Annotated in this window: 11 protein-coding genes; 3 read left to right on the top strand and 8 right to left on the bottom strand. The window is 57.5% G+C overall.

All coding sequences use genetic code 11. The features are described from left to right. Positions 1 to 330 precede the first annotated feature (330 nt). Positions 331 to 1,464: a recombinase RecA gene (recA, locus tag HFP54_RS02050; protein WP_146412099.1), complete on the top strand. Its 1,134-nt coding sequence runs from the start codon at positions 331 to 333 to the stop codon at positions 1,462 to 1,464. Positions 1,465 to 1,793: 329 nt separating this feature from the next. On the opposite strand, the gene HFP54_RS02045 is transcribed toward recA, so the two are convergent. From HFP54_RS02045 to HFP54_RS02025, 5 genes are all read right to left on the bottom strand, one after another. Then, a complete protein-coding gene (locus HFP54_RS02045) occupies positions 1,794 to 3,491 on the bottom strand; it encodes a glutamine--tRNA ligase/YqeY domain fusion protein (RefSeq protein ID WP_168564169.1) in 1,698 nt (565 codons plus the stop codon). A 304-nt stretch (positions 3,492 to 3,795) separates the two neighbouring features. Beyond that, the gene (locus HFP54_RS02040; protein ID WP_235951186.1) at positions 3,796 to 5,163 is read right to left on the bottom strand and encodes a c-type cytochrome; all 1,368 of its coding nucleotides are present in this window, start codon (positions 5,161 to 5,163) and stop codon (positions 3,796 to 3,798) included. A 163-nt stretch (positions 5,164 to 5,326) separates the two neighbouring features. Next, positions 5,327 to 6,871, bottom strand: a complete 1,545-nt coding sequence (gene gltX / locus HFP54_RS02035; protein WP_168563873.1) for a glutamate--tRNA ligase — start codon at positions 6,869 to 6,871, stop codon at positions 5,327 to 5,329. Positions 6,872 to 7,093: 222 nt separating this feature from the next. Next, complete coding sequence (locus tag HFP54_RS02030; RefSeq protein WP_168563872.1) at positions 7,094 to 8,842, bottom strand: hypothetical protein; 1,749 nt, start codon at positions 8,840 to 8,842, stop codon at positions 7,094 to 7,096. Positions 8,843 to 9,020: 178 nt separating this feature from the next. Continuing rightward, entirely contained in the window at positions 9,021 to 10,109 is a 1,089-nt protein-coding gene (locus HFP54_RS02025; RefSeq protein ID WP_168563871.1) for a substrate-binding domain-containing protein, read from the bottom strand. 417 nt (positions 10,110 to 10,526) lie between these two features. Here HFP54_RS02025 and HFP54_RS02020 point away from each other — a divergent pair, with 417 nt between their 5' ends. Together HFP54_RS02020 and HFP54_RS02015 are read left to right on the top strand one after the other, a co-directional pair. Continuing rightward, positions 10,527 to 11,375 (top strand): serine/threonine protein kinase, encoded by an 849-nt coding sequence (locus HFP54_RS02020; RefSeq protein WP_168563870.1) that lies wholly within the window; start codon positions 10,527 to 10,529, stop codon positions 11,373 to 11,375. A gap of 225 nt (positions 11,376 to 11,600) precedes the next feature. Beyond that, positions 11,601 to 12,692, top strand: a complete 1,092-nt coding sequence (locus tag HFP54_RS02015) for a nucleoside hydrolase (RefSeq protein ID WP_235951185.1) — start codon at positions 11,601 to 11,603, stop codon at positions 12,690 to 12,692. Between the two features lie 31 nt (positions 12,693 to 12,723). Here HFP54_RS02015 and HFP54_RS02010 read toward each other — a convergent pair whose 3' ends face one another. The 3 genes from HFP54_RS02010 to HFP54_RS02000 are packed head-to-tail and all read right to left on the bottom strand — an operon-like array spanning position 12,724 to position 15,355. After that, positions 12,724 to 13,803, bottom strand: coding sequence for an ABC transporter substrate-binding protein (locus HFP54_RS02010; protein ID WP_168563869.1), 1,080 nt, complete (start codon positions 13,801 to 13,803; stop codon positions 12,724 to 12,726). After that, positions 13,800 to 14,597 (bottom strand): ABC transporter permease, encoded by a 798-nt coding sequence (locus tag HFP54_RS02005; protein WP_315853830.1) that lies wholly within the window; start codon positions 14,595 to 14,597, stop codon positions 13,800 to 13,802. The genes HFP54_RS02010 and HFP54_RS02005 overlap by 4 nt, the downstream gene beginning before the upstream one ends. Then, positions 14,594 to 15,355 carry an ABC transporter ATP-binding protein gene (locus HFP54_RS02000; protein ID WP_197136239.1) on the bottom strand — a complete coding sequence of 254 codons (762 nt, stop codon included), beginning with the start codon at positions 15,353 to 15,355 and terminating at the stop codon, positions 14,594 to 14,596. The genes HFP54_RS02005 and HFP54_RS02000 overlap by 4 nt, the downstream gene beginning before the upstream one ends. Positions 15,356 to 15,405 lie beyond the last annotated feature (50 nt).

The following is a 15,405-nucleotide window of genomic DNA, read 5'->3' as shown; positions in this document are numbered from 1 at the left end:
CGTCGACGTGCTATGGCGGGACCGGACGGCGGCACGTCGGACCTGGGGATCGTTTTCAGGTCCTCGATTTTGGCGTCGTGGCGACAAACGCATCCCGACTTTTTCACGCTCGTGACCAGACTTGTCACGGCGGTCGCGAAAGATACTCCTGTCGGCGAAACGAGCGGCAAGAGCCGAGAATTCGCCTGTGGAAAATCTGTCGTTTGTTGGTTGTCGAAGTGCGGCCCAATCGATACGATATTTCTGTTCACCACCCGCCAGATCCGGCACGTCACACAGGGGCATTGCCGGGGCTAGAACAACCGAATCACACGGGAAGGAAAAAAGGGAATGGCCAAGAAACCGAGAACTGCGACCGCTGCTGCGTCCAAGGGTGTGAAATTGGATCCCGGCATGAAGACGGTTTTGGAAAAGGAGCCGGGGCTGAAGACCACGCTGCAACAGATCGAAAAGACCTTCGGTGAAGGTGCGATCATGCCGCTGGGTGCGTCACAGCATCTTCAAGTCGCCGGGATCCCCACGGGAAGCTTAAGTTTGGACATGGCCTTGGGCGGCCAGGGAATCCCGCGTGGGCGGATCATTGAAGTGTTTGGGCCGGAATCCAGCGGTAAAACAACACTGGCGCTGCACATCGGTGCGGAAGCGCAAAAGACCGGCGGCATCGCAGCGATCATCGACGCCGAACACGCGTTCGATCCTAGTTGGGCCAAAAAGCTGGGCGTCGAACTGGACAGCCTGCTGGTCAGCCAACCCAGCAGCGGCGAAGAAGCGATGCAAATTTGCGAAATGCTGGTCAAAAGCAATGCGGTCGACGTGATCATCGTCGACTCGGTCGCCGCTTTGGTTCCGAAGGCGGAATTGGAAGGTGAAATCGGTGACAGTCACGTCGGCTTGCAAGCTCGGCTGATGAGCCAGTCGATGCGTAAGCTGACCGGTGCGATCGCCAAGAGCAAATCGGCCGTGGTGTTCATCAACCAGATCCGTGAAAAGGTCGGTGTGATGTTCGGCAGCCCAGAAACCACCCCCGGCGGTCGTGCCCTGAAATTCTACTGCAGTTGCCGAATCGATGTCCGACGCATCGGATCATTGAAAGACGGCGAAGAACAGGTCGGCCAACGGGTTCGCGCCAAGATCGTAAAGAACAAGGTCGCGCCGCCGTTCCGCGTGGCCGAATTCGACATGATGCACAGCAACGGCATCAGCTTCGAAGGCGACCTGCTGGACCTGGGAACCACTCACAAAGTGGTCAACCGCAGCGGATCATGGTTCAAGTACGGTGAAACCTACTTGGGACAGGGCAAAGAAAAGGCACGAAACTTTTTGATCGAAAACCCGGACGTGCGAGACGAGATCAAACAGAAAGTGCTGGCCGCCGGCGGTTACGCGGCACCGTTGGATGATGCGGGCGAAGGTGAAACCGAAACCGCAGCAAAGGACGAATCCGCGGTTGCCGAGAACAGCTAGTCCGCTGTTTCGGCTCACGCAAATTCATCTCGCTCCGGTGGCTGACCGGTCACCCGGGCGGGATTTCCTTTTGTCCCCCTCAGCTTCGATGTCGATCAGATCCATTGCGATGGCTTTCGACGCATCTTTGACACGCCGTCGTCGGCGCGACAGACCAACTCGGTCGCGACCGTCACGGTATTTCGACCGGCTTCGATCGCGTCGGCGATAAAACGGACGGATCGGCCACGCCGTCCGCGTTGTCGTCGACGCGTCGCCGGTCCATTAGCCACGGAGGGCTTTTCCTTTCATCCGGCTTACCGATGCCGGATGCTTTGTCGGCTTGGCGTTTAGTTCGCCTTTCCCTTGGCTTCCATCTTGCCCCAGGTGTCACGTAATCCGACGATGCGATTCATGACCAGGCTCCCGGGCTTGCTATCGGAATCGACGACGAAGTATCCGACGCGTTCAAACTGGACTCGATCACCGATTTGAGCCTCGGCCAGAGCGGGTTCCACAAACGCCGTGCGAACCGTCAAAGATTCGGGATTCAGGTAGTCCAAAAAAGTCTTGCCTTCCTCCGCTGCATCCGGATTTTCCACACCGAATAGCCGGTCATAGTCACGCACCTCGATTTCGCTCGCATGATCCGCACTGACCCAGTGAATCGTTCCTTTGACCTTGCGCCCTGATTGATCTTGGCCGGATCGGGTTTCCGGATCATAGGTACACAGAATCTCGATGACATTTCCGTCATCATCTTTGACCACATCGTGACAATCGATGATGAATGCCCCGCGCAAACGCACCGCGCCGCCTTTCTTAAGTCGAAAGAATTTCCGGGGCGCTTCTTCGCGAAAGTCTTCCTGCTGTATCAGCAAGTGACCGCTGAAGGGCACTTCACGCTTACCGGCCGATTCGTCTTCGGGGTTGTTGATCACCGAACACATTTCAACCTTGTCTTTCGGCCAATTGGTGATGGTCAACTTGATCGGATCCATGACGGCCATCCGTCGCGGAGCAACCCGATTCAGATGTTCGCGGATCGAGTTTTCCAAACGCACGACATCGATGGTGCTGTTGAACTTTGCAACGCCAACATCGGCACAAAAATTTCGGATCGATTCGGGCGTGTACCCACGTCGCCGCAAACCGCTGATCGTTGGCATGCGTGGATCATCCCAGCCACCGACATGTTTCTCTTTGACCAGTTGCAACAGTTTCCGCTTGCTCATGACCGTGTAAGTCAGATTCAAGCGTGCGAATTCAATTTGTCGCGGGTGATGAATTTCAAGGCTGTCACAGTACCAATCGTACAGCGGTCGATGGTTTTCAAATTCCAACGTACAAATGGAAAACGAAATCCCTTCGATAGAATCGCTTTGACCGTGAGCCCAGTCGTACATCGGGTAAATGCACCACCGGTCACCCGTGCGATGGTGATGGGCTTTCATGATGCGGTACATGACCGGATCGCGAAGGTTCAAGTTGGGTGACGCCATGTCGATCTTGGCGCGCAGGGTTTTCGAACCGTCGGGGAATTCCCCCGCCTTCATTCGCCGAAACAGATCCAAGTTTTCTTTCGGGTCGCGATCTCGGTACGGGCTGTTCTTCCCCGGTTCGGTCAGCGTCCCGCGGTACTCGCGGGTTTGTTCCGCCGACAATTCACAGACATACGCTTTGCCCTTTTCGATCAGCCGCTCGGCCCATTCGTACAGCTGTTCGAAATAATCGCTGGCATAATGCAGTTCGTCCCACTGAAACCCCAGCCAACGGACATCCTCCTGGATTGATTCGACGTACTCGGTTTCTTCCTTACTGGGATTCGTATCATCGAATCGCAGATTGCAGGTGCCGCCGTAATTTTTCGCGAGCCCGAAGTTCAAGCAGATACTTTTTGCGTGACCGATGTGCAGATACCCGTTCGGTTCCGGTGGAAACCGGGTGTGAACGGCTTCGAATTTGCCCGCCTGAAGATCTTCATCGATCGCGGTTTCGATGAAGTGCTTGCGTGGGCGCGGCGATTCCGTTTCGGCGTGTTCGGTCATCCCGATGGACTTGATTTGGAAGATGAAGCGGGGCATTCCAACGGGTCGCTGTCACCAGAAGCGACCCGTCACGACGTGACAGATTTACACGGAAACGGGTTCGCCACCCAGCCCGGTTCCCGGCGGTTTGCCCGACGCCGCGGTCTTGGGGCAAATTCACAGCCAATAGCATTTCCGCAGATTCGCGGCACAAGGCCCACCGAAGACACATTGGCCCGGACCATCAGCACCCTGGCCCTGGACCAGACACGCCAGGGTGATTCGGCCGGTGACCGGGGCAGGCCAATCGCGTTCTGCGCCGGTGCTAAGCCGTGGGCGCTTCCGCCTGAGGATCTTCCGTCGGCGTTTGCGATTCCATCTGTGCCTGGTCTTCCAATGACCGAATGAAGTTGATCAAGTGCCATACATCAACCTCTTCGAATTCGCCATCGACGAAAGTTGCCGCGGGCATGGGCGTGCCGTCAATCCCTTGGGTGATGCGAAGGTACAGATCGCTGGCCGATTCGCCGCCGTGGAAAACACCGGTCGAGAAGTTTCGCGGCTTCGCGTTCACCGGTGCCAGGGCCCCGCGTGCCAACAAGGGAATCAGTGAATCACGATCGTCAGGCTTCAGCCCAATCTTCAGCGTCCAATCCTTGGTCCAGTCATCGTAGTCGGTGGTTTGGCCATCACCCTGACCGGTCTTTCCGTGACATGTGCTGCAGGCAGCAATCTTGCCCAGGAAGACCTCGCGACCTCGTTGTACGCTGTCGGCCAACGCGGCGGATTGATCGCTGTTCTTGACCTGAACGTATTCCTCGTAGCTATCGGTGACCGGAAAATCACTGGGTGGCTCAGGGACTTCGACGACTTCGTCCTCGGCTTCCAACCAAGAATCCGCAATGTCCATCGCCAGTTCCTCGGCAAGTTCCCAGCCATATTCAAAGTTTTCGACGCGGGTTTCGAATTCGTCCAGCTGTTCGTCGCTTAGCCCGGCCGGCGGTTCGCCAAGATCGCGGTCTTCAGGGACGATGATTCGATCGCCTTCGTCGAACGCCCAGTCACCCGACAAGACGGCTTCATCGATGATGCTGCGTTCCAGTTCGCCACGCCAAGACAGATAGATGACATAGTCGGTCAGTGCTTGAACATCTTCCTCGGTCAGTTCGTTGATTTTGACCATGGCGGTGCCCTCGATTCCGTTCCGGATCAATCGCGCCAGGTCTTCCCGCAGCGGCTTCACACCGCGCGGGGTCGACGTGAACTTGAACACGCCCTTGCGATAATCACGGGGGTAGGGCACCACGACGCTGCTGGTCGCACCACGACCGTCGCCGCTGACACCGTGACACGTGGCACAATGCTTTTGATAAAGACCTCGGCCCGGTGTTCCGGGATCGCCTGACGCTTTCATCAGGTTGTCCATCGACACCAGCGAAGCAAAATCTTCTTCCTCAGCCACAAATGCGGGCAACTTGGGCTGGTCCGGCGTGCCGAACATTTCGGTCAGAATCCAAAACGTATCATCCATGGGCTGATCCATCGGGATCTCCTCACGGATCTGATACTTCATCGCGTGGACAAAATTTGGGTCAAACGTCGTCGGTGGAGTCTCGCGACAACCTGTCACCAGAACGGCCAGGCCGCAAAGCAGGGATGCGGGTACGAACAGTTTCAATTGCTTGGTCGACATCATTTCGGTCCAACACAGACGACGAGGTTAGCGGTCCCTTGTGGGATCCATCATTCCAACGATTCAGTTTATCAGGCCCGTCCAACCTTTGTGATCCGCCCTGTGCCAGTCGTTCCGGCGGAAAACAGATCCGCCCGCCAATCAGGTTCAGGGGGCCGAATGCCTAGGCTGATGCCTTGGCGATCGCGGCATCCATTCGGCTGCACGTACGTTCTTGACCGAGAATGGCCAGCGTTTCAAACATGCCAAAACCACCGGGCTGGCCGGTGGTGGCCAAACGGAGCGAGTGGATGATGTCTTTCAGCTTGATGGATTCACGGTCGCAGAACGCTTTGACGATTTCCGCGATGGTGTCGTGATCGAATGCATCAGCGTCCAGAAAGTCCTCTTTTAACTTTGCCAGCCGCTCGGCCGCCCCCTCCGCATTGACCACACGTTTTTCGAACGCTTTTTGATCAACCGTGTAGTCATCGGTGAAGCAGTAGCCGAACTGGACAATATCGCCGGCGATCTTCAAGCGATCATCGGCTGCTTGTACCACGGTCTTCAGCAACGGATCGTCGTCTGAATCGACAAATCCGGCTGCAATCGCAAACGGTGCGACTTGCTGCAAGCGGTCGTCGATCGAAAGTGCGGCGAACGCGTCGGCCTGGAAAGCCACCAGCTTTTGCGGATCGAACGATGCGGGTGCTTTGTTGACTCGGTCCAGCGTGAATTGGTCGATCATCTGCTGGCGGTCGAATTTTTCCGTTTCACCGTCAAGCGACCAGCCCAACAGCAACAGGTAATTCAGCACGGCCGACGGCAAAAAACCGATCTCGCGATAGAAATCCACGATCACCGGATTGAAGGTGTCGGCGTCGGTCGCGATGGAACAGGCGTCGGCGATCTGACGTCCATGATTCAGTAGATCCGCAAAGCCCTTGTTCTTGGTGTACTTATCCAGTTTGCGTTTGCTCAATTTGGCGGTCCCACCGGGTTCGGCCACATAGGGCAAGTGCGCGTATTGCGGTCGCGGATAGCCCAGGCTTTCCAAAATGAAGACCTGTCGTGCCGTGTTGGGCAAGTGTTCGGCAGCCCGGACGACGTGAGTGATTTCAAAGTCATGGTCGTCCACGACGTTGGCCAAGTGATACAGACAGCTGCCATCGGCGCGCTGGATCACGTGATCCTGTTCGCTGGCCCAATCGACCACCACTTCGCCGCGTATCAAATCGTTGATCACGCACTGGCCCTCACGAGGCATTTTCAGCCGCACCACCGCCGTGCGTCCTTCGGCTTCGAATGCTGCCGCCGCCGCATCGTCGGCGGCCATCCAACGACGGTCATAAATGAAGGGCTTGCCTTCTTTTTGGGCCGCCTCACGTTGTTGCTGCAATTCTTCGGGGCGCGAAAAATCACGATAGGCATGGCCGGATGCCAGCAACTGTTCCGCAGCCTGGCGATGACGTTCCGCCCGTTGGGATTGATAGTACGGTTCATGGGGACCGCCGACTTCCGGACCCTCGTCCCAATCCATGCCAAGCCAACGAAAGCCGTCCAGGATCGGTTGAATCGCTTCGTTGACGTTTCGTCCGGCGTCGGTGTCGTCAATTCGCAGGATGAACTGTCCGCCAGACTGGCGGGCCAGCAACCAGTTGAACAGTGCGGTGCGAACACCACCAATGTGCAGATAGCCGGTCGGGCTGGGGGCGAACCTGGTACGCATGAATTTTGAAATCGGCCAAGGGAATGTTGCGACAAATCTGTCGCGAAAGATAGCCGATGTTTGGCCGGCTGATGAACCACCGGTTGCCGGAGACCGTTTTTTCCCGCTTGGTTCGCTATGCGTCTGGCTTGCCAAGATCAGTTAGGGCTGACGATCGAACGCCACCGGGGAAGCTTGCAAGAGTGTCCCCGCCACCGCGTCAGACAGCTGGTTTGGAAACCGTTACGCGGCGCGTCCGCGTCGTTTCAGCTGTTTGCGCATCCGCCGACGTTCCGCCTTGCTTAAGCTGGACCAATCGATGTCCTGTTCGTCGATGACGTCTTCGGAACCAAAATCATCCACCCCGTCGTCGACCGAACGGTCGTCGCCGTGGGATTCCGATGACGGACGCTTTTGCTGGTCGCCCTCGTCCGCATCGGGACCGTCGCCATCACCGGTTTTCGTTTTGTTCTTGCGTCCACCAAACCATCCCTTCAGCCCACGCGACTTTTTCCGGGGCGGGGCGTCGGAATCACTTGCCTCGGTCGCGACGTCATCGTCATCAGCTGTCCGCTCGTTGGCGTTACCGGTGTTATCTTGGTCGGAGGACTTGGCCGCTTTCTTTCGCGACCATCCCCAACCTCGCTTGGGTTTGGTTTGTCCCGTTTCGTCGGCGGCTTCCTGCGATGCGGTTTCGTGATCCGATTCATCATCTGGATTGCCGACCGTCGATTCCGGATCCGCAGACTTGGCCGATCGTTTTCGCCAACCTTTCAAACCCCATCCAGATCGCTTCTTCGCCGACTTGGAATCCTTTGCCTCGGCGATGTATTCATCTTCCGATTCGTCGCCGGGCTGGTCGGTTCGCCCGGCTCGTGTCCGGTTTCGGGTGGTTGGCGTCTTGGCGGACGCGGGTGTTTCGGAATCGGATTCCGATTCCGTTTCGGACTTTGCAACAGCGGTACGTTTGCCAGCTCGCTTGGCCTCCAAACGCAGGCGACGTTCTTCGGCTTTTTGGTCTCGTTTTTGTTTTGCCGCTTCCTCGCGTTCGTTCCGCTCGGCCTCTTTGAATGCCTGTTTTTCCGCACGCTGCTGTTTCCAGCGTTGCGTCATCGAGTGCAGAGAATCGAACGGCGTTGGCTCCGCTTCCAGATCACGCACCTCACGCAACAGCACTCGCAGATAGGCCATCACCGACACGCCAAAGCAACCGCATGCCCAGTTCGGACACGACGTTACCAACCACGCGCGGAACACCGAATCGTTCTCAATCAAATTCCACCGTGCCGCAATTGGAATCGCAAAAGCGACCCAACCGGCGGCCATCATCGCAAGCGCCGCCTTGCATCGCGAGACTTCGACCAAAAGTCGCAAAGCAAACACTACGCCGCCGAAGGTCAGCAGAATCCGAAGCCAGTCGCCGCCTGACAGTGCCACCCGCGACCCGAACAAGGCGTCGATCAAGCCGCCGCCCCAAGAAACCAGATCCGTGGCCGACTGTAGACTGGCGATCAGACTGGTCAGCAATACGATGCGCCACAACCGGTAGTGCCCACGATAATCATCATTTCGATATCGTCGCAGTTGATAGACCAACAGTGATGATCCGGCCGTCAACGCATAGGCCATCGTCACGGTCCAACGTCCAAAACTGTCGCCGCGGTCCAGTCGAAACGGCCGGGCCAAGTCGGGTCGTGATGCCAAAGCCGGCCAGGCAAGTGCCAAGTAGTGCATCACCGCAAGCAGGGACACCACCGACATGACGGCTGCCCCCAACGCGATCATCGACCGGCGTTTGATGGGCACCAGTGAAAACCACCGGCCACGCAATCGCCGATTCACATGAGATCCGTAAGCGGTCGCCGGGCGGCGGGCTTCCCGCAACCGCCTGGATGCCGCATTGCCGGGCGGTGCATACACGCCCTCGTCGATTTTTTGCGCCGAATACAACACACGGCGGCGTCGATCGATCGTCCGTCGTTCCGATATCATCCAGCCGCACCGCCCAAGAAGAATCCGACGACGGCATCCCAACCGTCATCCGGCAACGGAGCGACGCTACAAAATTCCGCCGCTTGCGGTCAACGTGTGGCTGTGGGCGTCGGTTTCACAACCGGCTTGTTTCACGCGTCAATCGGCCAGCCAAAGTGACCGCTGTCGGTCGGTCTAGTCACGGCGTCTGCAGGGCAGCGGGAATCGGTTTATCCGCCAATTCGTCGATGATGCCTTGGCTGCGTTCCTGAGCGTTCAGGACTTCCAGTTTGCCGACGAACAACATGATTTCACCGCCGTCGGGAACGATCTCCTTGATCAGTTTGCCCGCCTCGCGTCCGGCCATGTAGTTGCTGGTCCCCAAGTAGAACTGGCGTTTTGATTTCGGCGCATCGCTGTCTTGGCAGATCACCGTGGTCGCATCACAAGCCTCATTGATCATTTGGACTTGGTTTTCCGGATCAATCGGGCTGATTGCGATCCCGTCCAACTGATTGGCGACATTGGATTCTAAAAAGCGTTTCTGTTCTTCGATGGTACCGGCCGACGGCATCTGGACATCCACGTCGCATCCGAATTGTCCCGCCGCACGCTCGCACCCGTCTTCGGCCAACGTCCAGAAAGGATCCGTGCTGTTGGTGATGTACGCCAATCGGACGCCATCGCCGCTAAGGTCCAAGTCGGGTGCCAGCAAAGGACCTTCGCCTTTTTTCATTCGGGCGACTTCGTTGCGAAATTGCTGCACATTGTCTTCGGTGATCCGGCGGTGCGGGATGTAGATCAGTGAACTCTCGGGTACGTCGACGGCCTGTCCCTTGGCCAACATGGTCAACCACTGAACGCTGCGATAACCGAACGCATAAGGATTCTGAACCACCGTTCCATAGACATTTCCCTCGGCGATCCCATTGAGCGTATCGGGATGTTCGTCAAACCCGACGACGGCGACGTCCCCTAAACGCTCACTACTTCGCAAGGCGGCCAGGATCATCGGTGTATTGGCACTCCACAGCCCCACCATGCACTTGATTTCGGGGTGACGCAGCAGCGTCGCTTCGGCATTCTCCTTGGCTTTGTTGTTGTCTTGGTTATCCGTCAAAATACCAAGGACCGTGTATCGGCCCGCCTGCAATGGGAAACGCTCTTTCTCGCTGGCCGTTGGCTGCTTTGAGGAACCACAGCCACTGATGGCCAGAAACACGAAACCGGCCAATACGCATGCCAGGATGGGAAGACGGGAAGAGTTCCAAAGAACGTTCGATCGCATGCAGTTCACCAATCAATCACCAAAACACGAAAGCCGACGCGGCAATTCCGACGGGGCGGACGCGCGGTCCCACTGACCCGTCGCTGCGGCCATGGTAATGCCTGTGAAGCCCCGTTGTGGCATCCGTGTATTGCATTGCCGGGGCAATCGCGAGGGCCAGATGCGACCGCACCGCTTGGGGGTACGTGAAACTGTGCCCGTGAAGCCTGCGAGACTTTGCGGATTGGATCATCAATCCTTGACCCGCACTTCTGCTTTGACCGATCCAACCCTTCAGCAAACCAGGGTGTCAATTGCTGCGCCGTCCGGCGGAACGACGCACCGGACCGATTCCACGAACCATGTTCATATGGTCACGGAAAGCACCTTGGATTGGCAGACAAAGCAACGCATGCAAAACGGCCTCGACGGATCGCTATGGACGACATCACCACCGACCAATTTGTGACCAGCAGTTCCAAGTCATCGCCGCGGGGCCCCAAATTACTGGGGATCTGGCGATTGGGCAGCGTGGTCCATCGAACCGAGTCGGCGGAGATTACTTTGGCACAACCGGCGGATGCTTCCCAAAACCCGCGTTGGGACTATGTCATCAAGCGGGGCTTGGATGTTGAACAGTCACCAAGTCATCGACAGTTCATCGCACAGGCCGCTGCGGCTTCGCAAGTTGCCAAGCATCCGAATCTGGTGTGCGTTTTGGACGGATCCGTTTCGGGTTCGCATCCATTCGTGGTGATGCCACGAATCGAAGGCCGGACGTTGCAACAACACTTGAGCGATGGCAACAACTTGGCATTGCCGGTTGCACTTTGGCTGACCCGACAAACGGCCCAAGCGATCACCACACTGCACGCGGGCGGATGGATCCACGGCGACATCAAACCGGCCAACATCTTGGTCAGCGGCCAAGGTCATGCGACCGTGATCGACCTCGGTTTTGCACGACGCATCCACACCCCGCTCGGTCGCGTGTTTCGCGGAACGCCCGAATACGCGTCACCCGAAATGCTGGAAAGCGAAACAGCGGCATTGCCCTCGATGGATGTGTTTTCGTTGGGCCGAATGCTTTGGCAGTTCATGGCGCATTGCAACGACAGTTCATCGCTGGTCGTGGAAACCGCTTCGGAACTGGTTGCATCGATGATCGACTTGGATCCGGACGCACGGCCGACCGCCGCGTCCGTCGTCGACCGATTGCTGAAACTGGAAATTGATGCGTTGGGAAGCCATATCGAACCGGTGCACCGAGCACGACGCGCGGCATAGAGGCGTGATTGCCAGGCCCAAAGAACTAGGGCTAGGGCTTCAATGCTGAATATCGGTGCCGACACACCGGGATCATCAAACCGGGCGCGAACACCACCACTGACCATGCGATATGCTGGTGATGTCACATCGGGGAACCGACTGTGACCACGTGTTGCCCGCCCGTCTCTGTTCTGAACAGGCCTTCTGCCTTGGGACAGCCCTCGTGATCAGCGTGATCGCCCTATGATGCCACGACGTTTTGGTCGGACTTGCCCCCTGTTCGTTCTGGTGTTGAATATTGCGTTCACGGGAAAGGAATGCGTGGTCGCCCAGCCGACAGGCCAGGACGCCGAACGAGGTCCGGTGCAGGTAATCTTCGACACCGACATCACCGGCGACGTGGACGACGTCCTAGCCCTGGCAATGCTGCACACGCTGGCGGATCGTGGCGAGTGCGATCTGTTGGCCGTGACGATTTCAAAACGTCACCCGCAAGCTGCCGCGTTCGTTGATGCGATCAACACGTTTTATGGTCGGCCGGACATCCCGATCGGCATTTCGACGACGGCACCACCGCGTGAGAGTCGTTATTTGTCGTTGGTCGATCGACGGCGCCCTGACGGCACCGATCAGTATCCACATGATCTACGTGACGACAGCGATGCACGCGACGCCGTCGAATTGCTGCGGCAAACCTTGGCCGATGCAGACGATCATTCCGTCTGTCTGATCCAAGTCGGCTTGGCGGTCAACACAGCGGATTTGCTTGACAGTAAACCGGACCGCATCAGCCCCATGACTGGACACGATCTGGTGCAGCAAAAGCTGCGTCTCGCGTCCATCATGGCGGGTGCCTTTGGCCCCGTCGGATCGAATCCCCGGCACTTGGAGGCCAACGTAAAGAACCACATTGAATCCATGCAGCAATTGGTCACCCGCTGGCCGCAAAGCGTTCCCCGTATCTGGAGTGATTTCCGAATCGGTATCGCTGCCAAATATCCGCGACGTTCGATCAAGAATGACTTCCGCTACGATTCCGATCATCCCGTCCGCCAAGCCTACTTACGATACAACGGCCCCGACCACGATCGCCCGACTTGGGACCTGACCAGCGTGCTTTACGCCGTTCGGCCCGGGGACGGCTATTTTGGCTTGTCCGATCGCGGGGTGGTCGAAGTCCAAGACGACGGCTTCACCACGTTTCGTCCGTCCGCGGATGGCCCCGATCGTTACCTGACCATGAGCAAACCTCAAGCTCATCGCGTCATCGAAGTTCAGCGTAGCCTTGTCAGCCAGCCACCCAATCTGAACGCACCGTCCCGCGTTGCCGATTGATTGGCTTGCCCGTGGATCGACATGCCGACGGTCAACTCTCGTCGCGCAAAAATGCCGTTGTGAAGCAATCACCGGGTCGCACCTTCCCGGCCCGTTGCGGATCCAGGCTGTCCATTTGTTCGACCAACGTCTGCCACCGATCAAGCGTCATCATGCCGATGTCTTGGGACGTCATGTCTTGCGGGACCGCAAGTGGCTTCATCTGTTCGACGCCGAACTGTAAGGCTTCGGCAGTCATGCCGTGTTGATTGGCGTCCAATACGGCCGCGTTGCCAAGTGCAGGATTGTCAAAGTAATGCTGCCAGCCCTGTCGCGTCGCCTGGACAAATTTACGAACTAATTCGGGTTGTTCCTCGATCAGCGTTTCGGTGGTGACCAGAACACTGGAGTAGGGATTCCACCCCAGATCGCTGACCATTAACTGACGCGTCTGAACGCCTTGCTGTTTGGCCAACAGCGGTTCAGCAAAACTGTAGGCTTGGATCGCAATCGTCGGATCGGTGACCAAGGATGCAACACTGCCGTGGTAGGGCACCTGTTTGACTTGTTTCAAATATCCACGCTGTTCCAGAAAATCCAAGAATGCTCTTCCAGGCTGGCATTGCAGCGTCATCCCGCTGGTGGCAAAGTCATCAAAGGACCGAACCGGGCAGGCCGCTTGGACCATGATGCAACGCGGATGATTTTGGACCGCAGCCAAGACGGCCACCACTTTGGATCCCTGACGACGAAACTGAATCACATCGTCGGCACCCGTGATCGCAAAGTGACAACGTGCCAAGTCCAGCTCCGGAGCCACCGGCGTTGCTCGGCCTCCGGGACGGATTTCGACATTCAAACCGGCCGCCGCATAGGTCCCGTCGGCCTGAGCCTGATAAACCCCACCGTGCTCGGTTTCGGGGTACCAATTCAACTGGACTTGAACCGCCAACTGATCCGCCCGGGCTTGATCGGCGGCGGTCACGGTCGGCGGTTGATCCGATTGTCGACACCCCAACGCGAACAGCAGACCGGACGCGATGATCAGCCCCGTCACCCGGTGGATGAACGTTCGTAAATGCCGCGGACGGTTGCCGGTTGTTTGGTTAAATCGAAAACATTGGCTGTTCATGACGACTTATAGATTCCCGTGTATGCCCAGCGGCGCAGCACCGTCGCAGCCAGAAGCTGAACGGCACCAAACAAAACCAATCCCAGCAGTGCCGAGGCGAACAACGCGGCGATCAAAGCGTCGGTGCGCGATCTTCCCTGCCAACCAGTCATCAGCGCCCCCAATCCCTCGTAGACCGAACCATTACTGACAAAAAATTCGGCAATGATCGCACCGATGACCGCCAAGCCGCTGCTGATTCGCAGACCTAAAATGATTTGCGGAACGGCGCCAGGAATTTGCAAGCGTAACATCCGTCGCAACCGCCCGGCACCGTACAAAGAAAACAGTTCGTCGTGATCGGTTCGCACCGCCAACAACCCCGTGGTGCAATTATTGACGATCGGGAACAAACAAATAATCACGGTCGCAATGACCGCACTGCGAAACGTATAGCCGCTCCATATCACCAACAGCGGCGCGATGGCCACAATGGGCACCGTTTGCAGGAAGACGACATACGGAAACAGCGCGCGGCGTAAAAGCGCTGACTGGCTGAACAAAACGGAAAGACCACCACCCACCAAAAATGCGGTGAATAATCCCACCACCGCAGTCAACCCGGTCACCCACATTCCACGTAGAATCGCATCGCGTTCTTCCCAGCCCGCTTGAACAACATCCACCGGAGTGGGCAAAAGGATCTTGGGCAAATCAAACATCACGACGACCGCGTACCAAACGGCAATCATCGCCACCAACACGGACCCAACGGCGACCACAGTCTGTGCGATCTGCATGAATGGGCGATTCACGTGCCAGCCTCCATTTGGCTGGAACGAGCACGATGATCCTGCACACCGACGCTTGTTCGCAGACGATCGCTGATCGTGCCATAAAACTGGCCGAACTCCGGAGTCCGCCGCTGCTGCTGCGAACGCGGCCATGACAACGGATTGATGATCCCGGCGTCGCAGGTCCCATCACGCATCACGAAAATTCGATGCGACAACAAGCAGGCTTCGGCAATGTTGTGGGTCACCAGGATGGCGGTGAAGCAAAGTTGACGCCACAGATCCAGCAGCAATTCCCACAGTTGACCGCGTAAGATGTCGTCCAGCGCGGCGAAGGGTTCATCCAACAACAACAATCGCGGACGAGTCACCAGTGCACGGGCAATGGACACACGCATCTGCATGCCACCGGACAATTGATGCGGGAAACGATCGACGGCATCAGCCATGCCAACAGTATCCAGGATCTCCTTGGCCCGGCGGGTGGCTTCGGCGGGGTCACATGATCGTGTCAAACGCAGTGGCAAGCTGACATTTTGCAACGTCGTCCGCCAGGGCAGCAGTGCCGGGTGCTGGAACACAAAGGCCAATTCACCGCGGCGACCGACCGACGGTGGATCGATGGTGACACCACCGGACGATGGTGCCTGCAGCCCGGCGATCGTTCGCAACAGCGTTGTTTTTCCGCAACCGCTGGGGCCGATCAGGGCCGAGATCTCGCCAGAGGCAAATCCGACATCCGCCTCGTCAATCACCTTGACGATCTGTCGACCCGACACGGGAAATGCCACGTTCAGACGACGGCAGCGCACCGCCGACGCAAACGCAG

Source organism: Crateriforma spongiae (assembly GCF_012290005.1).
GTDB lineage: Bacteria > Planctomycetota > Planctomycetia > Pirellulales > Pirellulaceae > Crateriforma > Crateriforma spongiae.
Note: the sequence above shows the minus strand (reverse complement) of the source record. Positions and strands in the feature narration are given on the sequence as shown.

Excerpts from the sequence above, each read along its gene's own strand:
- recA (WP_146412099.1), top strand. The coding sequence starts at position 331 with ATGGCCAAGAAACCGAGAACTGCGACCGCTGCTGCGTCCAAGGGTGTG.
- HFP54_RS02045 (WP_168564169.1), bottom strand. The coding sequence starts at position 3,491 with ATGACCGAACACGCCGAAACGGAATCGCCGCGCCCACGCAAGCACTTC.
- HFP54_RS02040 (WP_235951186.1), bottom strand. The coding sequence starts at position 5,163 with ATGTCGACCAAGCAATTGAAACTGTTCGTACCCGCATCCCTGCTTTGC.
- gltX (WP_168563873.1), bottom strand. The coding sequence starts at position 6,871 with ATGCGTACCAGGTTCGCCCCCAGCCCGACCGGCTATCTGCACATTGGT.
- HFP54_RS02030 (WP_168563872.1), bottom strand. The coding sequence starts at position 8,842 with ATGATATCGGAACGACGGACGATCGATCGACGCCGCCGTGTGTTGTAT.
- HFP54_RS02025 (WP_168563871.1), bottom strand. The coding sequence starts at position 10,109 with ATGCGATCGAACGTTCTTTGGAACTCTTCCCGTCTTCCCATCCTGGCA.
- HFP54_RS02020 (WP_168563870.1), top strand. The coding sequence starts at position 10,527 with ATGGACGACATCACCACCGACCAATTTGTGACCAGCAGTTCCAAGTCA.
- HFP54_RS02015 (WP_235951185.1), top strand. The coding sequence starts at position 11,601 with ATGATGCCACGACGTTTTGGTCGGACTTGCCCCCTGTTCGTTCTGGTG.
- HFP54_RS02010 (WP_168563869.1), bottom strand. The coding sequence starts at position 13,803 with ATGAACAGCCAATGTTTTCGATTTAACCAAACAACCGGCAACCGTCCG.